The sequence below is a fragment of the Enterobacter cloacae complex sp. P24RS genome (genome assembly GCF_014982165.1).
Lineage (GTDB): Bacteria > Pseudomonadota > Gammaproteobacteria > Enterobacterales > Enterobacteriaceae > Enterobacter > Enterobacter quasihormaechei.
In genome coordinates this window covers 217,634-240,578 of sequence record NZ_JADCKU010000002.1, presented here as the reverse complement: position 1 = coordinate 240,578, position 22,945 = coordinate 217,634, and the positions used below count along the sequence as shown (strand labels likewise).

Below are 22,945 nucleotides of genomic sequence, written 5' to 3'. Positions count from 1 at the left end.
TTTTTAGTGTTTGTTGCCTCTCCCCGTGGGTGAGGGCATCAAGTTCGGGCCAGACTACTTAAGCGTGCAATCGCCGCACTGCTGCACGTCCGGCAGACGGTAGCGCTGACAGCAGGTACGACGCACCAGAAGTCCCTCACGCGGAACGACGGTGCGGTAAAGAGGGTTATCCCGTCCATCTGAAAGCTGTTTGGCAAAGAAACAGCTCTGACGCAGCGCATCCACTTTTTCGTCGCCGAGCAGCGGCTTCATCTCCGTCAAATACCAGTGGATAAGATATCCGGTATTACTCCAGATCAGTTTGCCGTTAATCTCTCCCGTCGCTTCCAGGGCATCCACCACCGGAACCAGCGCGCGCGTAATCAGCGATTCCATACGCGCCTGCGCAGACAGGTGCATTGCGCTGCGATCCTCATGCACGTCAATCCAGAAACAGGCGGCACGCCCGGTCTCATGAAATTCGACGTGGAAATGCTCCGAAGAGAGATCGAGCATGGTTTCCTGGGTCAACAACGCCAGCATGATCGGCGGCACCATCAGCCCGATGTACCACTGAGCCCAGAGGGAAAGCAGCGGTTTGTTTTCCCGCGCAAGCGTAGGCTGATTACGGTAGATATGATCGGAATAGGCCGCCAGCAGAGAGCGCAGCTCGGCAGGACGCTGCCACTGGGACAGCGTCAAAGCATGATGCGGGGGGGCTTCATCCAGCTTGATGAAATCCAGCAGATGGGCGCGCGTAACGGCGATTTTTTCCCGAATGGCGTCCGCAAGCGTCGTCTCCCCGGCGGAGAGTGGAGCGCGCCAGAGCAGGGGCTCAACGATGTGTGCAGTACGAGTCGCCATAGTGTGGATTACAAATCTAAATGATAATGATTGCCAATCCTAACTATAGATAAAACCGAGCGCAAGAGATTTATCCTGGCTCTGTGAGGGGGGTCAGGCGGTATGCAGCTCTTCGCTCATCAGAATGCTGTTGCGTCCCATGTGCTTGGCTTCATAGAGGGCTTTATCGGCTTTCGCCAGCGCACCCTCAACGTCTTCACCTTCGTACATGGCAATGCCAATGCTGATGGTCACGTTAGTGGCGACGCTTTCGTTGAACATATGGGGGATTTTAAGATCGTAAACTTTCTGGCGTATGCGTTCTGCCGTCTGGCGTGCTTGCTCCAGCGGAATGTTACTCAACAGAACCATAAATTCTTCCCCGCCAAACCGGGCGACCACGTCGCGTGAACGCACGGCATCGCGGATCGCTGCCGAGACGCGGATCAACGCCTGATCGCCCATCATATGGCCGTAATGGTCGTTATAGGCTTTGAAATGGTCGATATCCATCAGCAGCACGAAGTGCTCGCCGCCGTCGGGCGTGGGGAGATTCTCCAGCCGGCTTTGCAGCCCACGACGGTTATACAAGCCGGTCAGCGGATCCATCATGCTGAGATCGGTCAGGGTTTCGCGCTCCTCCAGCAGCTCGGAGAGCAGCTCCTGAGCGAAACGGTCGTTGCGCCGCTGGATCACGTGATGAATGCCAATGGCGACCATAGGCAGCGCGAAGAAATAGGTCATTCTCAGCCAGTTTTCGGCAGGGCTTAACCACAGGCAGATAATAAACGCGGGTAATGAATGTAGCGTAAATGCTTTGATATTACTGGCAAACGCCAGAGCCCCTATAAAAAGCACCGTTAAAAGCGCCATCATTAAAAACGGCGCGCGATCGTGCGTGATAACTAAAAATTTAGAGACGATCTGCCAGGCCCATAAAAAGCCGAAAATCGCGGAAACCGCGGGAATATTTATTTTCCGCGCGTTGTTTTTCCAGTGCCAGATGAGTAAGCCGGTGCTGATAGTCAATACGGCAACCAGGGGCACCGATAACACGCGCACGGAATAGAGCGGGTTTGTTATCGAGAACAGCGCTGAGGCGGCATTCAGAAATAAAAATAAACGTAAAGATAACTGATATTTCTTGTTGACCAAAGACAGCCAGGATTGTGATGTCATATGCGTGCGTTTTTATTAAAACTCAATTAAAACAATGCGCCAGGCGTTATTTATTCGTTATGGATGCAAGGAAATTGAATTCTTATTATCAGAAAAACTTTATAGAAAGTTAACAGGTGTGCAATTTATCACCTTACACATTCTCTGTCATTATGGGAAAGCGAATGTAGAAGCAATTTGTGCCCGCGCATGCTGACAGGTGATAATTATTATCATATGATATTGGTTATCATTATCAGTGTGAGAGGATAAACCATGTTGAGCAAAGCGCTGGGAAGTGGGTGGGAGATTTTACTGCCTGGTGTCATCCTTGGCGGCCTGACGTTTGCCGATCTCTCCATTGACGTCTGGAAGGCGATCATTGTTTCAGGGCTGCTGGTGACGTCGGCGATGATCTGGCATAAACAGCTTCGGCATTACGTGCTGCTGCCGTCTTGCGTTGCGCTGGTCAGTGGAATACTGGTGATTTTGATGAGTCTGAAATAGCCGGGAAAAACGAGAGGTACTGCCGGGAGGATGTAAGATAATTGGTGCGAGGGGGGGGACTTGAACCCCCACGTCCGTAAGGACACTAACACCTGAAGCTAGCGCGTCTACCAATTCCGCCACCTTCGCATACCATCGACACTGTAAAAGTATCGTAACCACGGAGGCGCATTCTAGATGTTTTCAGCTTTACGTCAATAGAAAATTGCGCACGTTGTTTTGATTGCTGCAAAAATGGGCGATGGCAGCGTCAGCCATCGCCGGACAAAGGCGGGGATTACTTTTTCGCCTGGCGCGTCATTACGGTGCGATACACCTTAAAGCGGCCCGTCTGGGCGATCACCTCGTGGAAGCCAAAGGTTTCATCCAGCACTTTCGGATAGGCCAGGAAGGCGTTTGCCACGATACGCAGCTCGCCGCCGCTGTTAAGGTGACGGGTTGCGCCACGGATCAGGGTTTGCGCCGCTTCGAGGCTGGTTTCCATCCCGTCGTGGAACGGCGGGTTAGAGATGATCATATCAAAGCGACCGGTCACGTCGGAGAAGACGTTGCTGGCAATAACGTCGCCTTCGATACCGTTCGCCGCAAGCGTGGCGCGGCTGGCTTCCACCGCCGGAGCGCTCACGTCACACAGGGTTAAACGCACCTTCGGCGAGTGGCTGGCGAGAACCGTTGACAGCACGCCCGCGCCACAGCCAACGTCCAGCACCTTGCCTTTGGTGTGCGGCGTCAGGGTGGACAGCAGCAGCTTGCTGCCCGTATCGAGCGCGTCACGGCTGAATACGCCCGGCAGCGTTTTGATGGTGAGGCCGTCGAGCTGATACTCGTCCCAGAAGGCGTTGGCATCAAAGGTTGTCTGTTTTTCCAGACGGCCATGATACAGGCCGCAGCGACGGGCGCTGTCGATTTTCGTCAGCGGTGCGTAGGCTTCGAGCATTTGCTCTGCGCTACGCACTCCGCTGCGGTTCTCACCGACGACGAAAATATCGCAGCCGACCGGCAGCAGAGAAAGCAGGTTCATCAGCTGGAACTGGGCTTCCGGTTTGTTCTTCGGCCAGTAGTAAATGAACGTATCGCAGTCAGCAATATCGCTCTGCTCCGCCACCAGGCTAAAGCGCGCGCGCTCGCCCATCTGGCGGCTCAGCACCTGCCAGTGGTGGTAGTACTGGGTGTGGGCACGGCTTTCAGCACAGTCGAAACGTGCGGGCAGGTCATCCTGCATATCTCCGGCAAACAGAATACGGCTTTCTTCGAAATCATCACTGTGACGCAGCAAGACTTCACTTGCCGGGGTAAATGCAGACATGAATTGTTCCTCAATAAACTCAGGCGGGGATTATAGTAGGTAGATGGCGCAGTTTCGACACATTTGCTATATTTGCGCGCCTGAGAGACAGGAGTTTTCGCTATGACATCCCGACGAGACTGGCAGTTGCAGCAGCTGGGCATCACCCAGTGGGCTTTGCGTCGCCCGACGGCGTTGCGGGGCGAAATAGCCATCTCCATCCCTGCGCATGTCCGCCTGGTGATGGTGGCAGACGCGCCGCCTGCCCTGAATGAACCCCTGATTGAAGATGTCCTTCGCAGCCTGAAGGTGACAAACGATCAGGTATTACAGCTGGCGCCCGAAAGCGTCGCGATGCTTCCCCCTGACAGCCGCTGTAACAGCTGGCGAATCGGGGCGGTGGATGAGCTACCCCTTGAAGGCAGCCAGATCAGCTCGCCAGCGCTGGACGAACTGAAAGCCAACCCAAAGGCGCGTAGCGCGCTATGGCAACAAATTTGCGAATATGAACACGATTTCTTCCCTCACGACGGCTGACCTGACCACCGCGTTCGCGATTGAAACCCGCGCCCATGCCTTTCCGTGGAGCGAAAAGACGTTTGCCAGCAATCAGGGCGAACGCTATTTAAATCTCCGCCTGGACGTGGGCGGCACCCTGGCCGCGTTTGCCATTACGCAGGTTGTTCTGGACGAAGCGACGCTGTTTAATATCGCGGTCGATCCCGCTTACCAACGCCGCGGGCTGGGCAGAGAACTGCTTGAGCACCTCATTCGTGAGCTGGAAAACCGTGACGTTTTCACTCTGTGGCTGGAGGTGCGCGCGTCTAATGTCGCCGCCATCGCACTTTATGAAAGCTTAGGCTTTAACGAGGCGACCATCCGCCGTAACTACTACCCCACCGCAGAGGGACGTGAAGACGCCATTATCATGGCTCTGCCGATTGGATAACGAAAATAAGGTTGTAACGATGAAATGGGACTGGATTTTCTTTGATGCCGACGAAACGCTGTTTACGTTTGACTCGTTCGGCGGCCTACAGCGGATGTTTCTCGACTATAGCGTGACCTTCACCGCTGAAGATTTTCAGGACTATCAGGCGGTGAATAAACCGCTGTGGGTGGACTACCAGAACGGAGCCATCACTGCGTTACAGCTTCAGCATCAGCGTTTTGACGCCTGGGCGGAGCGGTTAAAAGTCAGTCCAGGTGTGCTGAACGAGGCGTTCCTGAATGCGATGGCGGATATCTGCGCGCCGCTGCCCGGCGCCGTTTCCCTTTTGGATTCGCTGAAAGGAAAGGTGAAGCTTGGGATCATCACCAACGGTTTTACCGCGCTTCAGCAGATCCGCCTTGAGCGTACCGGCCTGCGCGATCATTTCGACGCGCTGGTGATCTCCGAGCAGGTGGGCGTACCGAAGCCGGATCCGCGTATTTTCGATTATGCGCTGGCGCAGGCTGGCAATCCTGACCGCGATCGCGTGCTAATGGTGGGCGATACCGCAGAATCTGATATTCTGGGTGGTATGAGATCGGGTCTGTCGACCGTCTGGCTGAACGCGCATGGTCGCGAGCTGCCGGAAGGCATCAAGCCGACCTGGACCGTCACGTCATTGAACGAACTGGAGCAGCTCCTGTGTAAACAATGATTGCCTGCCCCCTGTTGATGGGTAAAATAGCCGCATTTTTCGTATTCCATGATGCGCGGCCTGCTGCCGCGCCTACCTAAGAAGAATTGATTATGACGTTGTCTCCTTATCTGCAAGAGGTGGCCAAACGCCGCACTTTTGCCATTATCTCGCACCCGGATGCCGGTAAAACGACCATCACCGAAAAGGTGTTGCTGTTCGGACAGGCGATCCAGACCGCGGGTACCGTTAAAGGCCGTGGATCCAGCCAGCATGCAAAATCTGACTGGATGGAGATGGAAAAGCAGCGTGGTATTTCGATTACCACCTCCGTGATGCAGTTCCCGTATCACGATTGCCTGGTGAACCTGCTGGACACCCCAGGGCACGAAGACTTCTCCGAAGATACCTATCGTACCCTGACGGCGGTGGACTGCTGCCTGATGGTGATCGACGCCGCGAAAGGTGTTGAAGATCGTACCCGCAAGCTGATGGAAGTGACCCGTCTGCGCGATACGCCGATCCTCACCTTTATGAACAAACTCGACCGTGACATCCGTGACCCGATGGAGCTGATGGATGAAGTGGAAAACGAGCTGAAGATCGCCTGCGCGCCCATCACCTGGCCGATTGGCTGCGGCAAGCTGTTCAAAGGGGTTTATCACCTCTATAAAGACGAAACCTACCTGTACCAGACCGGTAAGGGCCACACCATTCAGGAAGTCCGCATCGTAAAAGGTCTGGACAACCCGGAGCTGGACGCCGCCGTCGGTGAAGAGCTGGCCGCCCAGCTGCGCGATGAGCTGGAGCTGGTGCAAGGCGCCTCTCACGAGTTCGACAGAGAGCTGTTCCTGAGCGGCGAAATTACCCCGGTCTTCTTCGGTACCGCCCTCGGCAACTTCGGCGTTGACCATATGCTCGACGGTCTGGTTGAGTGGGCCCCGCAGCCGATGCCGCGTAAAACCGATACCCGTGAAGTCGAAGCGAAGGAAGAGAAGTTCTCTGGCTTCGTCTTTAAAATTCAGGCCAACATGGATCCGAAACACCGCGACCGCGTCGCCTTTATGCGCGTAGTGTCCGGTAAATACGAGAAGGGCATGAAGCTGCGTCAGGTGCGTATCGGCAAAGACGTAGTGATCTCCGACGCGCTGACCTTCATGGCGGGCGACCGTTCGCACGTGGAAGAAGCCTATCCGGGCGATATCATTGGTCTGCACAACCACGGTACAATTCAGATTGGCGATACCTTCACGCAGGGCGAAATGATGAAGTTCACCGGTATCCCGAACTTCGCGCCGGAACTGTTCCGCCGCATTCGCCTGCGCGATCCGCTGAAGCAGAAGCAGCTGCTGAAAGGCCTGGTTCAGCTTTCCGAAGAGGGGGCTGTACAGGTGTTCCGCCCAATCGCCAACAACGATCTGATCGTGGGCGCGGTGGGTGTGCTTCAGTTTGACGTGGTGGTTGCCCGTCTTAAGAGCGAGTACAACGTGGAAGCGATTTACGAATCGGTGAACGTGGCGACCGCGCGCTGGGTTGAGTGTTCAGACGTGAAGAAATTCGAAGAATTTAAGCGTAAGAACGAAGTTCAGCTGGCGCTGGATGGCGGCGATAATCTGACCTATATCGCCCCGACCATGGTGAACCTGAACCTGACGCAGGAACGTTATCCTGACGTTCAGTTCCGCAAAACGCGCGAGCATTAATTCCCTCTCAGAGCACGGCAGCCGCCGTGCTCTTCTTTAATTCCTGTGTTATTAAACCCTTGCGGAATGTTCTTAATTCAACGCAATTTTTCGCTATTCGTTCGTTTTTTCCCCAATTCTGAATGCACCCCCGTAATTGTGATCTATATTTAACTCAGTGTTTAGCACCGGGCATGGATGAATTAACTGTTCAATGCATGTCCACTGGTTCTCCATTTCGCCCGTGTGTTAATTCGCAATATATAAAACCAAGATTTAGGGAAGTATGTCGCCCAAATAACGGGCAAAACACAGGAATAAATCGATGAATATGACAAGACTGAAGATTTCTAAAACTCTGCTGGCTGTAACGTTGGGTAGTGTCCTGGTAAGCGGTTCTGCTCTGGCAGAAACCAGCACCATGGATAAAGCGCAAAATACCGCCAATACCGCAGGGGAAAAAATCGATAGCTCTATGAATAAAGTCGGTAATTTCATGGATGACAGCTCTATCACAGCAAAAGTGAAAGCCGCACTGGTGGATCATGAATCCATTAAGAGCACCGATATTTCTGTTAAAACCGACAACAAGGTTGTCACCCTGAGCGGTTTCGTTGAAAGCCAGACCCAGGCCGAAGAGGCCGTTAAAGTGGCCAAAGGCGTTGAGGGCGTAAGCTCCGTCAGCGACAAACTGCACGTACGTGACAGCAAAGAGTCTTCGGTGAAGGGTTATGCCGGAGATGCAGCAACTACCAGCGAAATCAAAGCTAAACTGTTAGCAGATGACATCGTGCCGTCCCGTATGGTGAAAGTTGAAACCACCGATGGTGTGGTTCAGCTGTCCGGTACGGTTGAGAACCAGGCACAAAGCGATCGTGCTGAATCAATTGCGAAAGCGATTGATGGTGTGAAAAACGTTAAAAACGATCTGAAAACGAAGTAAAGCAGCACCACTCGCCCGTCTGGCTTAACGCCGCGGGCGAAATAAAAACGACTCTGGAAAAACGCCGGTGAGTGGCCTGAGCGCTCACGTTTAGCGGCCGACATTAACTATGGTAAAGGAGAGGCTTATGTTTCGTTGGGGCATTATATTTCTGGTTATCGCGTTAATTGCCGCCGCATTGGGCTTTGGTGGACTGGCGGGTACCGCGGCATGGGCAGCGAAAATTGTCTTCGTCGTCGGTATTATTCTGTTCCTGGTGAGCCTGTTTACGGGTCGACGTCGCCCGTAGCAAACGCAATATTCATTAAACAAACTCAAGCCAGTCCTCGTGACTGGCTTTTTCTCGTTTGAGAACCGGCAGGGATCTGCGTTACTGTGTCTGAACATAATAATGAAAACAGGAAGGCAGAGGTGGGGCAGCGAATTCCCGTGACGATCGGCAATATTGCGCCGCTGACGTTAAAACCATTCCATGCAGGCCAGCTTGCGCTGGTCTGTGAAGGGGGCGGACAGCGCGGTATTTTCACAGCAGGCGTGCTGGACGAATTTATGCGCGCTGAGTTTAACCCGTTCGATCTCTATTTCGGCACCTCTGCCGGGGCGCAGAATCTCTCTGCCTACGTCTGTAACCAGCCCGGCTATGCGCGCAAAGTGATTATGCGCTACACCACCTCCAAAGCGTTCTTCAACCCGGTACGCTTCGTGCGCGGCGGGAACCTGATCGATCTCGACTGGCTGCTGGATGCCACCTCCAGCCAGATGCCGCTGGCCATGGATACCGCGTCACGACAGTTCGATACCGGAAAAGAGTTCTGGATGTGCGCCAGCCGCGGCGATGACTATTCACCGGGTTACTTTTCGCCGGAGAAAGAGAACTGGCTGGATATCATCCGCGCCTCCAGCGCGATCCCCGGTTTCTACCGCACCGGCGCGCTGCTGGAGGGGATCAGCTATCTTGATGGCGGTATCAGCGACGCGGTGCCGGTACAGGAGGCGGCGCGGCGCGGGGCGAACACCATTGTGGTGATCCGCACGGTGCCTTCGCAGATGTATTACACCCCACAGTGGTTTAAGCGTATGGAACGCTGGCTGGGCGACAGCAGCCTGCAACCGCTGGTAAATATCGCAAAGCAGCATGAAACGACCTACGGCGCGATGCAGCGCTTTATTGAAAAACCCCCGGGCAAGCTGCGCATCTTTGAAATTTATCCGCCTAAGCCGCTGCTGAGCATGGCGCTGGGCAGCCGGCTGCCTGCGTTGCGTATGGACTACAAAACGGGGCGGCTGTGCGGGCGTTACTTCCTGGCGACCGTCGGGAAAATGCTGGCCGAGCAACCGCCTCTTCATCGGCATAAAAGCATCATATTGCCGCCCGCCGTTGTGGCCAATGACGCGGTGGCGATGCCGCTGGTGGACGCGCCACAGGCCAACGATGGTTTACTCGATAACGAGGATCTGGCGTGACGCACTGCTTTATCGATACCCATTGCCACTTTGATTTCCCCCCGTTTAGCGGTGAGGAAGCCGCAAGTATCGCGCGCGCGGGTCAGGCCGGCGTGAGGGCCATTATTGTCCCGGCTATTGAGGCGGCGAGGTTTGAGAACGTCCTGGAACTTGCCCGCGTTCACGATGCGCTGTACGCCGCGCTGGGTCTGCATCCGATCGTGATTGAGCACCATCTTGATGAACATATCGACAGGCTGGATGCCTCGCTGCAAAACGCGGATAAGAAGCTGGTTGCCATCGGGGAGATCGGCCTCGATCTCTATCGTGAAGATCCGCAGTTTGAACGCCAGCAGACGATCCTGGATGCGCAGCTCCGGCTGGCAAAGCGCCACGATCTGCCGGTGATCCTCCACTCCAGACGTACCCATGACAAACTGGCGATGCACCTGAAGCGCATCGATTTGCCGCGCACGGGCGTGGTCCACGGTTTCGCCGGCAGCCTTCAGCAGGCGCAGCGTTTTATCGGGCTGGGCTATAAGATTGGCGTCGGCGGCACCATCACCTATCCGCGAGCCAGCAAAACCCGCGACGTGATGGCGCAACTCCCCCTGTCTTCGCTCCTGCTGGAAACGGATGCGCCTGACATGCCGCTGAATGGTTTTCAGGGCCAGCCCAACCGCCCGGAGCAGGCGGCGCGCGTTTTTGACGTGCTGTGTGAACTGCGTCAGGAGCCTGAAGAGGTGATTGCCGGCGCGCTGCTGGAAAATACCCGCGCGGTCTTTGGCATCACGCTATAGATAAAGGGCCGGGCGGATCACCGTAATGTGCTGCTGTTCCAGCGCCCGCGCCAGCGGCTCGACGTCCTCCGGCGTGGCGCTCCGCCATTGCGCCGCCTCCCTGTAAACTCCATGGGCATGAAACGCGTTGATCCGCACCGGAACGTTCCCCAACGCGTGGATAAAAGCGGTCAGCGATGGCAGATGTTGCAGATAATCACACCGATCGGGGATCGCCAGCAGGCGCAGCTCCGTCAGGCGATGACGCTCGGCCAGCCAGCGTATGCTCTGCTTGATCAGCGAATTTTCGCGCCCGGTCAGAAAACGGTGATGCTCATTGCCCCAGGCTTTCAGATCCACCATCGCGCCGTCAAACACCGGTAACAGCTTTTGCCAGCCGGTTTCGCTTAACATACCGTTGCTGTCTACCAGGCACGTCAGATGGCGCAGGGACGGATCGGCTTTGATCGCGGTGAACAGCGCCACCACAAACGGCAGCTGTGTGGTGGCTTCACCCCCGCTGACGGTCACGCCCTCAATAAAAGGCGCGGACGTGCGGACCCGGGCGAGGATCTCCTCGACGCTGTAGCGCTGCGCCATCGGCGTCGCCTGCTGTGGACACAGGTGCAGACAGGTGTCGCACTGCTGACAGTGACTTTCCTGCCACCAGACGCGCCCGGCCTGAAGAGTCAGCGCGTCATGAGGGCAGTGAGGAACACAGTCGCCGCAGTCGTTGCAGCGCCCTATCGTCCACGGATTGTGGCAGGTTTTGCAGCGCAGGTTACAGCCCTGAAGGAACAACGCCAGGCGGCTGCCCGGCCCGTCCACGCAGGAGAAGGGGATGACCTGACTAACTAAAGCGCATCTGCTGTTCATGGCTAATCACGCGCGGCTGACGTTCCAGAATACGGGTATTGCGTGCGGCCTCTTCGCCCAGCCACGTGGTGTTCGTTCTCGAACCCGCTTCCCGGTATTTCTCCATATCCGACAAGCGAACCATATACCCGGTCACGCGCACCAGGTCGTTTCCCGCCACATTCGCGGTGAATTCACGCATACCGGCATTGAACGCCCCCAGGCACAGCTGCACCACCGCCTGAGGATTGCGTTTGACCGTCTCATCCAGGGTGAGAATATCGCTGATTCCCGAGTGATAGTGTTTATGGTGTGGCGCTACGGCGAGCAGGTGGCTGATGGGATCCGGCTCGTCACCGTACGGCAGACGCGCCCCCGGCGTGGTGCCCGAATCAGAACTGATCCCTGACTGCGCATGCAGCATTGCGCGATGCTGCCAGCCGTGTTTCACCGGCGTGTTTTCAACAAACGCCGCAAGCTGTTCACTGATGCGGTAGCCCAGCGCATTGGCCTGCTCGCTTTTACCGTACCGTCCCGCTATGCCTGCTTTCTCGCACAGTACGTTCACCGCTTCGGCCAGGCCGTACATACCAAACATCGGCACAAAACGATCGGCATCAATCAGCCCCTCTTTTACCAGGAAGCTATTCTCAAAGAAGCCGGACTGCTCATATAAAAAATCGCAGCGCGCGTCGATTATTGCGATTTGCTGCTGACAGTAGTGCGGCAGGGTACGGGTGAAAAAGTCTTCCGGGGAGTGGCTGTGCTCCGCAATCGCTTTCAGGTTAAGGCGCACCAGCGTGCTGCCACCGCCTGCGAGCGGCAGGGAGTTGTAACAGCTCACCACGCCATAGCGACCTTTTGTGAAAATTTTATCATTCACCGGACCGTTGGAAATATGCGGCTTGCTGCACTCACAAATGTTTTTCGCCACGCTCAGCAGCAAATCGTCGGGGGTAACGTCCGGGTCGTAGATAAAGGTCAGATTCGGCGCAACCTGCTTCAGTTCAGCATCTGCGCGCAGAATGGCGCGGGTGACGGGCGTATCCGCCGGGCCGATATTGGCATGCATAAAGGCGTCTGGCAGGGTGCGGTCCAGATAGCGCCAAAAACGTTTTATTCGGCTATCGATTTCATCCTGTGTTAGAATTTTAACATAAGGACTGAGGATTTCATCGAGCTGGCCCAGATAGACCGGCATGGACGTGACGGACGGAACGTGGTGGTAAAGGATAGTGAGCAGCGAGAGGGCATCATCCAGATCGTTCGCCCCTTCCAGCTCCAGCCATTCTGAACCGTTAGCCAGGAATTTAGCGTAGTCCGGCAGCACGTAGCGCGGTTTGTAAGGCGCATGGCCTTCGAACATGTCGCAGATAAATCCCTCATCCAGCGCGGCGCGTGCCGCCTCTGGCAGAGCGGGATAGGGCAGATTGTTTTCCGCTTCCAGCGCCAGAAAATGACGTTTTTGTTCCGGGGTTAACACCGGGCTTGTCACAATGTGCTGGCATCGTTGTTGCAGGGCGTCGGGCATGTTCAACTTCCTTGAGGGTTCTGCGGATGGTGAACGAATTGTAGAAAGCCAGCCCGTTGGCGCTTTTGATCCGACAGGGGGTATCGCTGCTTTAGTCGGCGGTTGGCGCATGAAAGTTTGAAGAAGATCTCATTACAGTAATGCAAATTTGCACACAGTTTTCATTAACTGTGATGAATGTCGAAGTGTAGAGGCGGGTGAATGTTAGAATACTCACAGACCCGCAAGGTAAAATTGATACGGCACTGCCGTTGGAGAATGTTATGACCGATTTAACTGCAAGCAGCCTGCGCGCGTTGAAGCTGATGGACCTGACCACCCTGAACGATGACGACACCAATGAAAAAGTCATCGCCCTGTGCCATCAGGCGAAAACGCCAGTGGGTAACACCGCCGCCGTTTGTATCTACCCGCGCTTTATCCCGATTGCCCGCAAAACGCTGAAAGAGCAGGGCACGCCGGACGTGCGCATTGCAACCGTGACTAACTTCCCGCACGGCAATGACGACATTGAGATTGCGCTGGCGGAAACCCGCGCGGCGATTGCCTACGGCGCAGACGAAGTTGACGTGGTGTTCCCGTACCGTGCGCTGATTGCCGGCAATGAGCAGGTTGGCTTTGACCTGGTGAAAGCCTGTAAAGACGCCTGTGCGGCGGCAAACGTGCTGCTGAAAGTGATCATCGAAACCGGCGAGCTGAAAGAAGAAGCGCTGATTCGTAAAGCATCTGAAATTTCCATCAACGCTGGCGCAGATTTCATCAAAACCTCTACCGGTAAAGTGCCCGTCAACGCCACGCCGGAAAGCGCGCGCATCATGATGGAAGTCATTCGCGATATGGGCGTATCCAAAACCGTTGGCTTCAAACCTGCGGGCGGCGTACGTACTGCCGAAGACGCGCAGCAGTTCCTGGCGATTGCCGACGAACTGTTTGGTGCCGACTGGGCGGATTCCCGTCACTACCGTTTCGGCGCGTCCAGCCTGCTGGCCAGCCTGCTGAAAGCGCTGGGTCACGGCGACGGTAAGAGCGCAAGCAGCTACTGATTGCCAGACAATGCCGGATGACGCTTCGCTTATCCGGCCCACAGGATCGTAGGGCGGGTAAGTGTACCCGCCACAACTCCCCCGATTCCGCATGGAGGTTACCGTGTTTCTCGCACAAGAAATTATTCGTAAAAAACGTGATGGTCTTGCTTTAAGCGACGAAGAGATCCGCTTCTTCATCAACGGCATTCGTGACAACACCGTCTCAGAAGGGCAGATTGCTGCTCTGGCGATGACCATTTTCTTCCACGATATGTCGATGCCTGAGCGCGTGTCGCTGACCATGGCGATGCGAGATTCAGGAACCGTTCTGGACTGGAAAAGCCTTAACCTTAACGGCCCGATTGTGGACAAACATTCCACCGGCGGCGTGGGGGATGTGACTTCGCTGATGCTCGGCCCTATGGTGGCAGCCTGCGGCGGTTACGTTCCCATGATCTCCGGGCGCGGCCTGGGCCACACCGGCGGTACGCTCGACAAACTGGAAGCCATTCCGGGCTTCGATATCTTCCCGGATGACAATCGCTTCCGCGAGATTATTAAAGACGTTGGCGTGGCGATTATCGGCCAGACCAGCTCTCTTGCGCCGGCAGACAAGCGTTTTTACGCGACGCGCGATATTACCGCCACCGTAGACTCCATCCCGCTGATCACCGCCTCTATCCTTGCCAAAAAACTGGCGGAAGGGCTGGACGCGCTGGTGATGGACGTGAAGGTGGGCAGCGGCGCGTTTATGCCGACCTATGAACTCTCTGCTCAGCTTGCCGAAGCGATCGTTGGCGTCTCCAACGGCGCAGGCGTGCGCACCACCGCGCTGCTTACGGACATGAACCAGGTGCTGGCCTCCAGCGCCGGTAACGCGGTTGAAGTGCGCGAGGCCGTGCAGTTCCTGACGGGTGAATACCGCAACCCGCGCCTGTTCGACGTCACCATGGCGCTGTGCGTGGAGATGCTGATTTCCGGCAAGCTGGCCAAAGACGATGCGGAAGCCCGCGCGAAGCTTCAGGCGGTGCTGGACAACGGCAAAGCGGCGGAGATCTTTGGCCGTATGGTGGCGGCGCAGAAAGGCCCGACCGACTTCGTGGAAAACTACGCGAAATACCTGCCAACCGCGATGCTCAGCAAGGCGGTCTACGCGGACAGCGAAGGTTTTGTCTCCGCCATGGACACCCGCGCGCTCGGCATGGCTGTCGTGTCTATGGGCGGCGGTCGTCGCCAGGCATCGGACACCATTGATTACAGCGTCGGCTTTACCGATATGGCCCGTCTGGGCGACAGCGTTGACGGTCAACGTCCGCTGGCGGTGATCCACGCGAAGGACGAAGCCAGCTGGCAGGACGCGGCGAAAGCGGTGAAAGCGGCAATATCTCTTGACGATAAAGCACCGGAAACCACACCGACGGTCTATCGTCGTATCACCGAATAGCGGTATACTGATCTGATCGCATTTTTATGAAGCACTAAGTACGGAGAACAATTATGAAACGTGCATTTATTATGGTGCTGGACTCATTCGGCATCGGCGCAACCGAAGATGCAGAACGTTTTGGTGACGTGGGTTCCGATACCCTGGGTCACATCGCGGAAGCCTGTGCAAAAGGCGAAGCGGATAACGGTCGTAAAGGCCCTCTGAACCTGCCAAATCTGACCCGCCTCGGGCTGGTAAAAGCGCATGAAGGCTCTACCGGTAAAATCGCAGCCGGTATGGACGGTAACGCGGAAGTCGTGGGCGCCTACGCCTGGGCGCACGAGCTCTCTTCCGGGAAAGATACCCCGTCCGGCCACTGGGAAATCGCCGGTGTGCCGGTGCTGTTCGACTGGGGTTACTTCTCCGATCACGAGAACAGCTTCCCGCAGGAGCTGCTCGATAAGCTGGTGAAGCGCGCCAACCTGCCGGGCTACCTCGGTAACTGCCACTCTTCCGGTACCGTGATTCTGGATCAGCTCGGCGAAGAGCACATGAAAACCGGCAAGCCGATTTTCTACACCTCTGCTGACTCCGTGTTCCAGATTGCCTGCCACGAAGAGACGTTTGGCCTGGATAAACTCTACGAGCTGTGCGAAATCGCCCGTGAAGAGCTGACCGAAGGCGGCTACAACATTGGCCGCGTGATCGCACGTCCGTTTATCGGCGACAAAGCGGGTAACTTCCAGCGTACCGGTAACCGTCACGACCTGGCCGTTGAGCCACCGGCACCTACCGTGCTGCAAAAGCTCGTCGACGAGAAAGGCGGTCAGGTGGTTTCCGTGGGTAAAATCGCGGACATTTACGCCAACTGCGGCATTACCAAAAAGGTCAAAGCGACCGGTCTGGATGCGCTGTTCGACGCTACCATCAAAGAGATGAAAGAGGCGGGCGATAAGACCATTGTCTTCACCAACTTCGTGGACTTCGACTCCTCCTGGGGCCACCGTCGCGATGTAGCCGGTTACGCGGCAGGGCTGGAGCTGTTCGACCGCCGTCTGCCAGAGCTGATGGAGCTGGTGGGGGAAGATGATATTCTGATCCTGACCGCCGACCACGGCTGTGACCCAACCTGGACCGGTACCGACCACACCCGCGAGCATATTCCGGTGCTGGTGTACGGCCCGAAAGTAAAACCGGGTTCGCTGGGGCACCGTGAAACCTTCGCGGACATCGGCCAGACGATTGCGAAATACTTTGGTACGTCTGACATGGAATATGGCAAGGCTATGTTCTGATGTCATTGCCGGGTGGCGGCTGCGCCTTACCCGGCCTACAAAACCGTAGGCCCGGTAAGCGAAGCGCCACCGGGCAAAAAAACAAATGAAAAGGAACTGAAGATGGCAACTCCTCACATTAATGCAGAAATGGGTGATTTCGCTGACGTCGTATTGATGCCTGGCGACCCGCTGCGCGCGAAGCACATTGCAGAAACTTTCCTCGAAGACGTGCGTGAAGTGAACAACGTGCGCGGCATGCTGGGCTTCACCGGTACCTATAAAGGCCGCAAGATCTCCGTAATGGGCCACGGTATGGGTATCCCGTCCTGCTCCATCTACACCAAAGAGCTGATCACCGATTTCGGCGTGAAGAAAATCATCCGCGTTGGCTCCTGCGGTGCGGTGCGTATGGACGTTAAGCTGCGTGACGTGGTGATCGGCATGGGCGCGTGTACCGACTCTAAAGTTAACCGCATCCGCTTTAAGGATCACGATTTTGCGGCAATCGCCGACTTCGACATGGTGCGTAACGCGGTTGACGCGGCAAAAGCACTGGGCGTTGACGCGCGCGTGGGTAACCTGTTCTCTGCCGATCTGTTCTACTCGCCAGAAGGCGACATGTTCGACGTGATGGAAAAATACGGCATCCTGGGCGTGGAAATGGAAGCGGCCGGTATCTACGGCGTGGCGGCTGAGTTTGGTGCGAAAGCGCTGACCATCTGCACCGTGTCTGACCACATCCGTACCCACGAGCAGACCACCGCTGCCGAGCGTCAGACCACCTTCAACGACATGATCAAAATCGCGCTGGAATCCGTTCTGCTGGGCGATAAAGAGTAAAAGCTGTTGTGCCGGGTGGCGGCTTCGCCTGACCCGGCCTACGGTTTTCCAGGCCCGCTAAGCGCAGCGCCAGCGGGCTTTTTTACTAGCGTACTGCCTGCGCAATCCACGCCGATAAGTCCCGCAACTCTTGTTCCTGTTCCGGAAAATCAACGAGTAACGCGTCACACTCCTGTTGCAGCATATCCGCCCGATACAAACAGCCCTGCAACCGTGCCGCCAGCGCCTCCAGCGGTGCCGGATTCAGGCTATCGGTAAACACCTGCGTACGGGTGATATGGCCTTTTTCCACGTCAAAGTGCAGCTCCACGCCGCCCCAGGTGAAGCGCTCGTCCAGCAGGTGTGAAAACGCCGGTGCCTGGCCGAAGTTCCACTCCCAGCTGCTCTGGCGGGCAAAGGTTTCAGCGAAGTTGGGCAGGTCGGGGGTCTTATCGGGGGAGATCACTTCCGCCTCCACGCGCTCGCCGTAATGCTCAAAGAAGGCTTCACGAATCGCATCGCAAATTTGCTCGTGGGTAATGCCCGGCAGCAGTTCCACCAGATTCGTCACGCGACCGCGTACGGAGGTGATCCCTTTCGCCTGGAGCTTTTTCTTGTCCGGGTTGAGGTAGTTCGCCAGACGGCTCAGGTCGGCGTTCAGCAGGAGGGTACCGTGGTGGAATCCGCGATCCAGGGTTTCGCGGTAGGCGGAGCCTGACACTTTCCGGTCGCCCTCGGGCGTTTTCACGACCAGATCGTTACGTCCGGAGGCTTCGGCCTTCACGCCGAGCGCGTTGAGCGCGTTGAGGACAATGGCGGTCGAGATGGTTTTATCGTATTCAGGCTTGCCCGCCATAAAGGTAAAGCAGGTATTGCCCAGATCGTGAAACACCGCGCCGCCGCCGCTGCTGCGGCGCGCAAGGCGGACGTTGTCCTCTTCCATACGGCGGGTGTTACACTCTTTCCACGGGTTTTGCGCGCGGCCAATGACGACCGTATCGGCGTTGCGCCAGAGAAACAGCACGCGCTGAGTGGCGGGCATCTGGCGGAAGATGCACTCTTCCACCGCGAGATTAAACCAGGGATCGTAAGAGTCAGAGATAAGCAGGCGTAACGTCGTCATGGCAGAGTTCCTTTTCCGAATCATCTGCCTACTTTATCACTATTCTTTCTTCTCGCTCTCTTCCTCTTCGGGAACCGGCTTGCTGGCGGTTAGCAGGAACGGCGACTGCTGCCAGCGGGTACGTTTGCCTTGCAGCAGCGTACGCGCCAGTACCACGCCAATCGCCAGCGAGAGGAGCAGCATCAGGCGCAAAATATTGGTGGTGTTATCCACCTGTTTGGCTTCGGTTGGCAGGGTGTGGGTATCGAGCGTCAGGCGTAAATAGCCGAGCGGACCATTTTTGCCCTCAATAGGTTCGACGATTTGCTGATTGAAATAACCGCCGGCTTTTTTGCCGTCCAGCGCCAGCCTGTCGCGCACGTCGACATGCTCACCCGCGCGGGCAATCAGGTCGCCCTGTTCATCGTACACGCCTGCGTCCAGAATACGGCTGTTTTCCGTGAGCTGGCGCAATACCTGGGCTATCCGCTTGTCGTCCGGCGTTTCGGTACGCATAGACGGCGCGACGTTAAGCGTCACCTGGCGCGCCAGCGTGCGGGCCAGCTCTTCAAACTGCGGGTTACGTTGCCGTTGGTGATTCTGGCTAAACCAGGATGCCCCCTGCATCAGCGCCACTAACAGGGCGAGACAGATAAGGACAATCACGGCGCGATGAAGCCGGAATTTCAGTTTTGCGCGAGCCATATTCCACCTGCTGAAAATTTACGGCTTAATGTTGCCAGAAGTGATGGTTACAGGGTAGCCTCATGCGTTATTTTCCCTCTGGAACCTTCCGGCGCGAACGAAATTACAGGAGCTTCAATGCCGAACATTACCTGGTGCGACCTGCCAACGGATGTCTCTTTATGGCCAGGATTGCCGCTCTCGTTAAGTGGCGATGAGGTGATGCCCCTCGATTACCACGCTGGCCGTAGCGGCTGGCTGCTGTACGGACGCGGCCTGGATAAGCAACGCCTGACCCAGTATCAAACCAAACTGGGCGCAGCGATGGTCATCGTTGCGGCCTGGTGCGTGGAAGATTATCAGGTCATTCGCCTCGCGGGTTCCCTGACGCAGCGCGCCACGCGCCTGGCGCACGATGCCGGGCTGGACGTTGCCCCGCTCGGCAAGATCCCGCACCTGAAAACGCCGGGCCTGCTGGTGATGGACATGGACTCTACCGCCATTCAGATCGAATGTATCGACGAGATCGCTAAACTGGCGGGCAGCGGCGAGCTGGTGGCGGACGTCACCGAGCGCGCGATGCGCGGCGAGCTGGATTTCACCGCCAGCCTGAGACAACGCGTGGCGACCCTGAAGGGAGCCGATGCGAACATTTTGCGTCAGGTGCGCGATGAACTGCCCCTGATGCCGGGGCTGACGCAGCTGGTGCTCAAGCTGGAGACGCTCGGCTGGAAAGTGGCGATTGCCTCCGGCGGGTTCACCTTCTTTGCCGATTACCTGCGTGACAAGCTGCGTCTGACCACCGTGGTGGCAAACGAGCTGGAGATCATGGACGGCAAGCTGACCGGACAGGTCATCGGCGACATCGTGGATGCGCAGTACAAAGCCAGTACGCTGACGCGTCTGGCGGAAAAATATGACGTTCCGGTCGAGCAGACCGTCGCCATCGGCGATGGCGCGAACGATCTGCCGATGATCAAAGCTGCCGGTCTGGGTATTGCCTACCACGCCAAGCCAAAAGTGAATGAAAAGACGGAAGTCACTATCCGTCACGCTGACCTGATGGGGGTGTTCTGCATTCTCTCCGGCAGCATCAACCAGAAATAACGGTCTGCGTTGTAGGCCGGGTAAGCGTAAGCGCCACCCGGCACGCAGGCCGCACAGAAATAACGAGGTAAACCGTGGCGAAAGCTCCAAAACGCGCATTTGTCTGTAATGAATGTGGTGCGGATTATCCGCGCTGGCAGGGGCAATGCAGCGCCTGTCATGCCTGGAACACCATCACCGAAGTGCGTGGTGTGGCGGCTTCGCCGAGCGTGGCCCGCAATGAACGGCTGAGCGGCTATGCGGGCAATGCAGGCGTGTCGAAGGTACAAAAACTTTCGGATATCAGCCTTGAGGCGCTGCCGCGCTTCTCAACCGGATTCAAAGAATTTGACCGCGTGCTCGGCGGCGGCGTGGTGCCGGGCAGCGCTATTCTGATCGGCGGTAACCCGGGCGCGGGCAAATCGACCCTGCTGCTGCAAACGCTCTGCAAGCTCGCCGAACAGATGAAAACCCTGTACGTGACGGGTGAAGAATCCCTCCAGCAGGTGGCGATGCGCGCTCACCGTCTCGGACTGCCGATCGGTAACCTGAATATGCTGTCGGAAACCAGCATCGAGCAGATCTGCATGATCGCCGAAGAAGAGCAGCCGAAGCTGATGGTGATCGACTCCATCCAGGTGATGCACATGGCGGACATTCAGTCCTCGCCGGGCAGCGTGGCGCAGGTGCGTGAAACGGCTGCGTATTTAACGCGCTTTGCCAAAACGCGCGGCGTGGCGATTGTGATGGTCGGTCACGTCACCAAAGACGGCTCGCTGGCGGGGCCGAAGGTGCTGGAGCACTGTATCGACTGCTCGGTGATGCTCGACGGCGATGCGGACTCCCGCTTCCGTACCCTGCGCAGCCACAAAAACCGCTTCGGCGCGGTGAATGAGCTGGGCGTTTTTGCCATGACCGAGCAGGGGCTTCGCGAAGTCAGCAATCCGTCGGCCATCTTCCTGAGCCGTGGCGACGAGATTACGTCCGGGAGTTCGGTGATGGTGCTGTGGGAGGGGACGCGTCCGCTGCTCGTCGAAATTCAGGCGCTGGTGGATCATTCGATGATGGGCAACCCACGGCGCGTGGCGGTCGGTCTGGAACAGAACCGCCTGGCGATCCTGCTGGCGGTGCTGCACCGTCACGGCGGCCTGCAAATGGCGGATCAGGATGTGTTCGTCAACGTGGTGGGTGGCGTGAAGGTGACCGAAACCAGCGCGGACCTGGCGCTGCTGCTGGCGATGGTCTCCAGCCTGCGCGACAGGCCACTCCCGCAGGATCTGGTGGTGTTTGGCGAAGTGGGGCTGGCGGGCGAAATCCGCCCGGTGCCGAGCGGACAGGAGCGTATCTCCGAAGCGGCAAAACACGGCTTCCGCCGCGCGATTGTTCCGGCCGCCAACGTGCCGAAAAAAATCCCGGAAGGGATGCAGGTTTTTGGCGTTAAAAAACTCGCAGATGCGTTAAATGTCTTTGACGACTTATAATTACGTATTCGATTTTGCAGGAGGCACCGTAATTTATGTCATCCTTTGACTACATCAAGACCGCGATCCGCCAGAAGGGCTGCACGTTGCAGCAGGTGGCGGACGCCAGCGGCATGACCAAGGGCTACCTGAGCCAACTGCTGAACGCCAAAATCAAAAGCCCCAGCGCGCAGAAGCTTGAAGCGTTGCACCGTTTTCTGGGGCTTGAATTTCCGCGGATGCAAAAGAATATAGGCGTGGTGTTCGGCAAGTTCTACCCGCTGCATACCGGTCATATCTATCTGATCCAGCGCGCCTGTAGCCAGGTCGACGAGCTGCATATCATCATGGGTTACGACGAAACCCGCGATCGCCAGCTGTTTGAAGACAGCGCCATGTCGCAGCAGCCCACGGTGCCGGACCGCCTGCGCTGGCTGCTTCAGACGTTTAAGTATCAGAAAAATATTCGCATTCATGCCTTTAATGAAGAGGGCATGGAGCCGTATCCGCACGGCTGGGACGTGTGGAGCAACGGCGTCAAAGCGTTTATGGAAGAGAAGGGCATTACGCCTAACTGGATCTACACCTCTGAAGAGTCCGACGCGCCGCAGTTCCGCGAGCATCTGGGCATCGAGACGGTGCTGATCGATCCTAAACGCACCTTTATGAACATCAGCGGGGCGCAGATCCGTGAGAACCCGTTCCGTTACTGGGACTACATCCCGACCGAGGTGAAGCCGTTCTTCGTGCGTACGGTGGCGATCCTTGGCGGCGAGTCGAGCGGCAAATCGACGCTGGTCAATAAGCTGGCAAATATCTTTAACACCACCAGCGCGTGGGAGTACGGACGCGATTATGTCTTCTCACACCTCGGCGGTGACGAGATGGCATTGCAGTATTCCGACTACGACAAAATTGCGCTGGGACACGCCCAGTACATTGATTTTGCGGTGAAATACGCCAACAAAGTCGCGTTTATTGATACTGATTTCGTCACCACGCAGGCGTTCTGTAAAAAGTACGAAGGACGCGAGCACCCGTTTGTGCAGGCGCTGATTGACGAATATCGCTTTGACCTGGTGATCCTGCTGGAAAACAACACGCCGTGGGTGGCCGACGGCATGCGCAGCCTGGGCAGCTCGGTAGACAGGCGCGAGTTCCAGACCATGCTGGTTGAGATGCTTAACGAAAACAACGTTGAGTTTGTGCATGTTGAAGAGTCGGACTACGACACCCGTTTCCTGCGCTGCGTCGAGCTGGTGAAAGAGATGATGGGGGAGCAGGGTTAGGGTGAGGGGAATTATCCACTCAGAACTCAACCACTACCTCCCCACGCATATACCCCTGCGGCGCAATCATTTCACTGACCTGTGCTCCTAGATGAAATGCGTCTTGTTGAGGCTAGTCTGGTAAGGGGTCAACTGCGTGATAAAATG

23 protein-coding genes and 1 tRNA gene are annotated in these 22,945 nt (G+C 56.6%); 16 read left to right on the top strand and 8 right to left on the bottom strand.

All coding sequences use genetic code 11. From position 1 onward, the window contains the following. Positions 1 to 54: 54 nt before the first annotated feature. Both fhuF and INF58_RS01955 read right to left on the bottom strand, forming a co-directional pair. Positions 55 to 843 carry a siderophore-iron reductase FhuF gene (gene fhuF / locus INF58_RS01960; protein WP_107534651.1) on the bottom strand — a complete coding sequence of 263 codons (789 nt, stop codon included), beginning with the start codon at positions 841 to 843 and terminating at the stop codon, positions 55 to 57. 93 nt (positions 844 to 936) lie between these two features. Continuing rightward, positions 937 to 2,001 carry a GGDEF domain-containing protein gene (locus tag INF58_RS01955; RefSeq protein WP_193526882.1) on the bottom strand — a complete coding sequence of 355 codons (1,065 nt, stop codon included), beginning with the start codon at positions 1,999 to 2,001 and terminating at the stop codon, positions 937 to 939. Between the two features lie 255 nt (positions 2,002 to 2,256). On the opposite strand from INF58_RS01955, the gene INF58_RS01950 reads away from it, so the two are divergent. Beyond that, positions 2,257 to 2,487, top strand: coding sequence for a DUF1435 domain-containing protein (locus INF58_RS01950; protein ID WP_193526881.1), 231 nt, complete (start codon positions 2,257 to 2,259; stop codon positions 2,485 to 2,487). Between the two features lie 42 nt (positions 2,488 to 2,529). On the opposite strand, the gene INF58_RS01945 is transcribed toward INF58_RS01950, so the two are convergent. Both INF58_RS01945 and rsmC read right to left on the bottom strand, forming a co-directional pair. Then, positions 2,530 to 2,616 (bottom strand) — tRNA-Leu (locus tag INF58_RS01945). Between the two features lie 148 nt (positions 2,617 to 2,764). After that, the gene (rsmC, locus tag INF58_RS01940) at positions 2,765 to 3,793 is read right to left on the bottom strand and encodes a 16S rRNA (guanine(1207)-N(2))-methyltransferase RsmC (protein ID WP_193526880.1); all 1,029 of its coding nucleotides are present in this window, start codon (positions 3,791 to 3,793) and stop codon (positions 2,765 to 2,767) included. Between the two features lie 102 nt (positions 3,794 to 3,895). Here rsmC and INF58_RS01935 point away from each other — a divergent pair, with 102 nt between their 5' ends. From INF58_RS01935 to INF58_RS01900, 8 genes are all read left to right on the top strand, one after another. Then, positions 3,896 to 4,309, top strand: a complete 414-nt coding sequence (locus INF58_RS01935; protein ID WP_063867399.1) for a DNA polymerase III subunit psi — start codon at positions 3,896 to 3,898, stop codon at positions 4,307 to 4,309. Further along, entirely contained in the window at positions 4,278 to 4,721 is a 444-nt protein-coding gene (gene rimI / locus INF58_RS01930; protein WP_193526879.1) for a ribosomal protein S18-alanine N-acetyltransferase, read from the top strand. The genes INF58_RS01935 and rimI overlap by 32 nt, the downstream gene beginning before the upstream one ends. A 19-nt stretch (positions 4,722 to 4,740) precedes the next feature. Next, positions 4,741 to 5,418, top strand: coding sequence for a pyrimidine 5'-nucleotidase (yjjG, locus tag INF58_RS01925; protein ID WP_193526878.1), 678 nt, complete (start codon positions 4,741 to 4,743; stop codon positions 5,416 to 5,418). Between the two features lie 92 nt (positions 5,419 to 5,510). Continuing rightward, positions 5,511 to 7,100 (top strand): peptide chain release factor 3, encoded by a 1,590-nt coding sequence (prfC, locus tag INF58_RS01920; protein ID WP_063450728.1) that lies wholly within the window; start codon positions 5,511 to 5,513, stop codon positions 7,098 to 7,100. Between the two features lie 304 nt (positions 7,101 to 7,404). Beyond that, positions 7,405 to 8,022, top strand: a complete 618-nt coding sequence (osmY, locus tag INF58_RS01915) for a molecular chaperone OsmY (protein WP_193526877.1) — start codon at positions 7,405 to 7,407, stop codon at positions 8,020 to 8,022. A gap of 127 nt (positions 8,023 to 8,149) precedes the next feature. After that, on the top strand, positions 8,150 to 8,311 hold the full coding sequence (locus INF58_RS01910; protein ID WP_003856556.1) for a DUF1328 domain-containing protein: 162 nt from the start codon (positions 8,150 to 8,152) through the stop codon (positions 8,309 to 8,311). Positions 8,312 to 8,433: 122 nt separating this feature from the next. Further along, complete coding sequence (locus tag INF58_RS01905; protein ID WP_193526876.1) at positions 8,434 to 9,486, top strand: patatin family protein; 1,053 nt, start codon at positions 8,434 to 8,436, stop codon at positions 9,484 to 9,486. Next, on the top strand, positions 9,483 to 10,265 hold the full coding sequence (locus INF58_RS01900) for a TatD family hydrolase (protein WP_193526875.1): 783 nt from the start codon (positions 9,483 to 9,485) through the stop codon (positions 10,263 to 10,265). Before INF58_RS01905 ends, INF58_RS01900 begins: the two co-directional genes overlap by 4 nt. Here the strand turns inward: INF58_RS01900 and INF58_RS01895 are convergent. Both INF58_RS01895 and INF58_RS01890 read right to left on the bottom strand, forming a co-directional pair. After that, complete coding sequence (locus INF58_RS01895; protein WP_193526874.1) at positions 10,260 to 11,120, bottom strand: YjjW family glycine radical enzyme activase; 861 nt, start codon at positions 11,118 to 11,120, stop codon at positions 10,260 to 10,262. The two genes, INF58_RS01900 and INF58_RS01895, sit on opposite strands and share 6 nt — an antisense overlap. Then, positions 11,095 to 12,630 carry a YjjI family glycine radical enzyme gene (locus INF58_RS01890; RefSeq protein WP_193526873.1) on the bottom strand — a complete coding sequence of 512 codons (1,536 nt, stop codon included), beginning with the start codon at positions 12,628 to 12,630 and terminating at the stop codon, positions 11,095 to 11,097. Before INF58_RS01890 ends, INF58_RS01895 begins: the two co-directional genes overlap by 26 nt. Before the next feature lie 263 nt (positions 12,631 to 12,893). Here INF58_RS01890 and deoC point away from each other — a divergent pair, with 263 nt between their 5' ends. The 4 genes from deoC (at position 12,894) to deoD (ending at position 17,198) form a co-directional block, all read left to right on the top strand. Beyond that, entirely contained in the window at positions 12,894 to 13,673 is a 780-nt protein-coding gene (gene deoC, locus INF58_RS01885) for a deoxyribose-phosphate aldolase (protein WP_063867406.1), read from the top strand. A gap of 103 nt (positions 13,674 to 13,776) precedes the next feature. Continuing rightward, positions 13,777 to 15,099 carry a thymidine phosphorylase gene (gene deoA, locus INF58_RS01880; RefSeq protein WP_063867522.1) on the top strand — a complete coding sequence of 441 codons (1,323 nt, stop codon included), beginning with the start codon at positions 13,777 to 13,779 and terminating at the stop codon, positions 15,097 to 15,099. Between the two features lie 53 nt (positions 15,100 to 15,152). Next, entirely contained in the window at positions 15,153 to 16,376 is a 1,224-nt protein-coding gene (deoB, locus tag INF58_RS01875) for a phosphopentomutase (RefSeq protein ID WP_063867407.1), read from the top strand. A 102-nt stretch (positions 16,377 to 16,478) separates the two neighbouring features. Further along, on the top strand, positions 16,479 to 17,198 hold the full coding sequence (deoD, locus tag INF58_RS01870) for a purine-nucleoside phosphorylase (RefSeq protein WP_003856538.1): 720 nt from the start codon (positions 16,479 to 16,481) through the stop codon (positions 17,196 to 17,198). 85 nt (positions 17,199 to 17,283) lie between these two features. Here the strand turns inward: deoD and lplA are convergent, their stop codons facing one another. Further along, positions 17,284 to 18,300, bottom strand: a complete 1,017-nt coding sequence (lplA, locus tag INF58_RS01865) for a lipoate--protein ligase LplA (RefSeq protein WP_193526872.1) — start codon at positions 18,298 to 18,300, stop codon at positions 17,284 to 17,286. A 39-nt stretch (positions 18,301 to 18,339) separates the two neighbouring features. After that, positions 18,340 to 18,984, bottom strand: coding sequence for a YtjB family periplasmic protein (locus INF58_RS01860; RefSeq protein ID WP_064910148.1), 645 nt, complete (start codon positions 18,982 to 18,984; stop codon positions 18,340 to 18,342). Positions 18,985 to 19,101: 117 nt separating this feature from the next. Between INF58_RS01860 and serB the strand changes: the two genes are divergently transcribed. The 3 genes from serB (at position 19,102) to nadR (ending at position 22,798) form a co-directional block, all read left to right on the top strand. Then, positions 19,102 to 20,070, top strand: a complete 969-nt coding sequence (gene serB, locus INF58_RS01855) for a phosphoserine phosphatase (protein WP_107534658.1) — start codon at positions 19,102 to 19,104, stop codon at positions 20,068 to 20,070. A 74-nt stretch (positions 20,071 to 20,144) separates the two neighbouring features. Beyond that, entirely contained in the window at positions 20,145 to 21,530 is a 1,386-nt protein-coding gene (gene radA / locus INF58_RS01850; RefSeq protein WP_193526871.1) for a DNA repair protein RadA, read from the top strand. Between the two features lie 35 nt (positions 21,531 to 21,565). Beyond that, positions 21,566 to 22,798: a multifunctional transcriptional regulator/nicotinamide-nucleotide adenylyltransferase/ribosylnicotinamide kinase NadR gene (gene nadR, locus INF58_RS01845; RefSeq protein ID WP_063867411.1), complete on the top strand. Its 1,233-nt coding sequence runs from the start codon at positions 21,566 to 21,568 to the stop codon at positions 22,796 to 22,798. Positions 22,799 to 22,945: the final 147 nt, after the last annotated feature.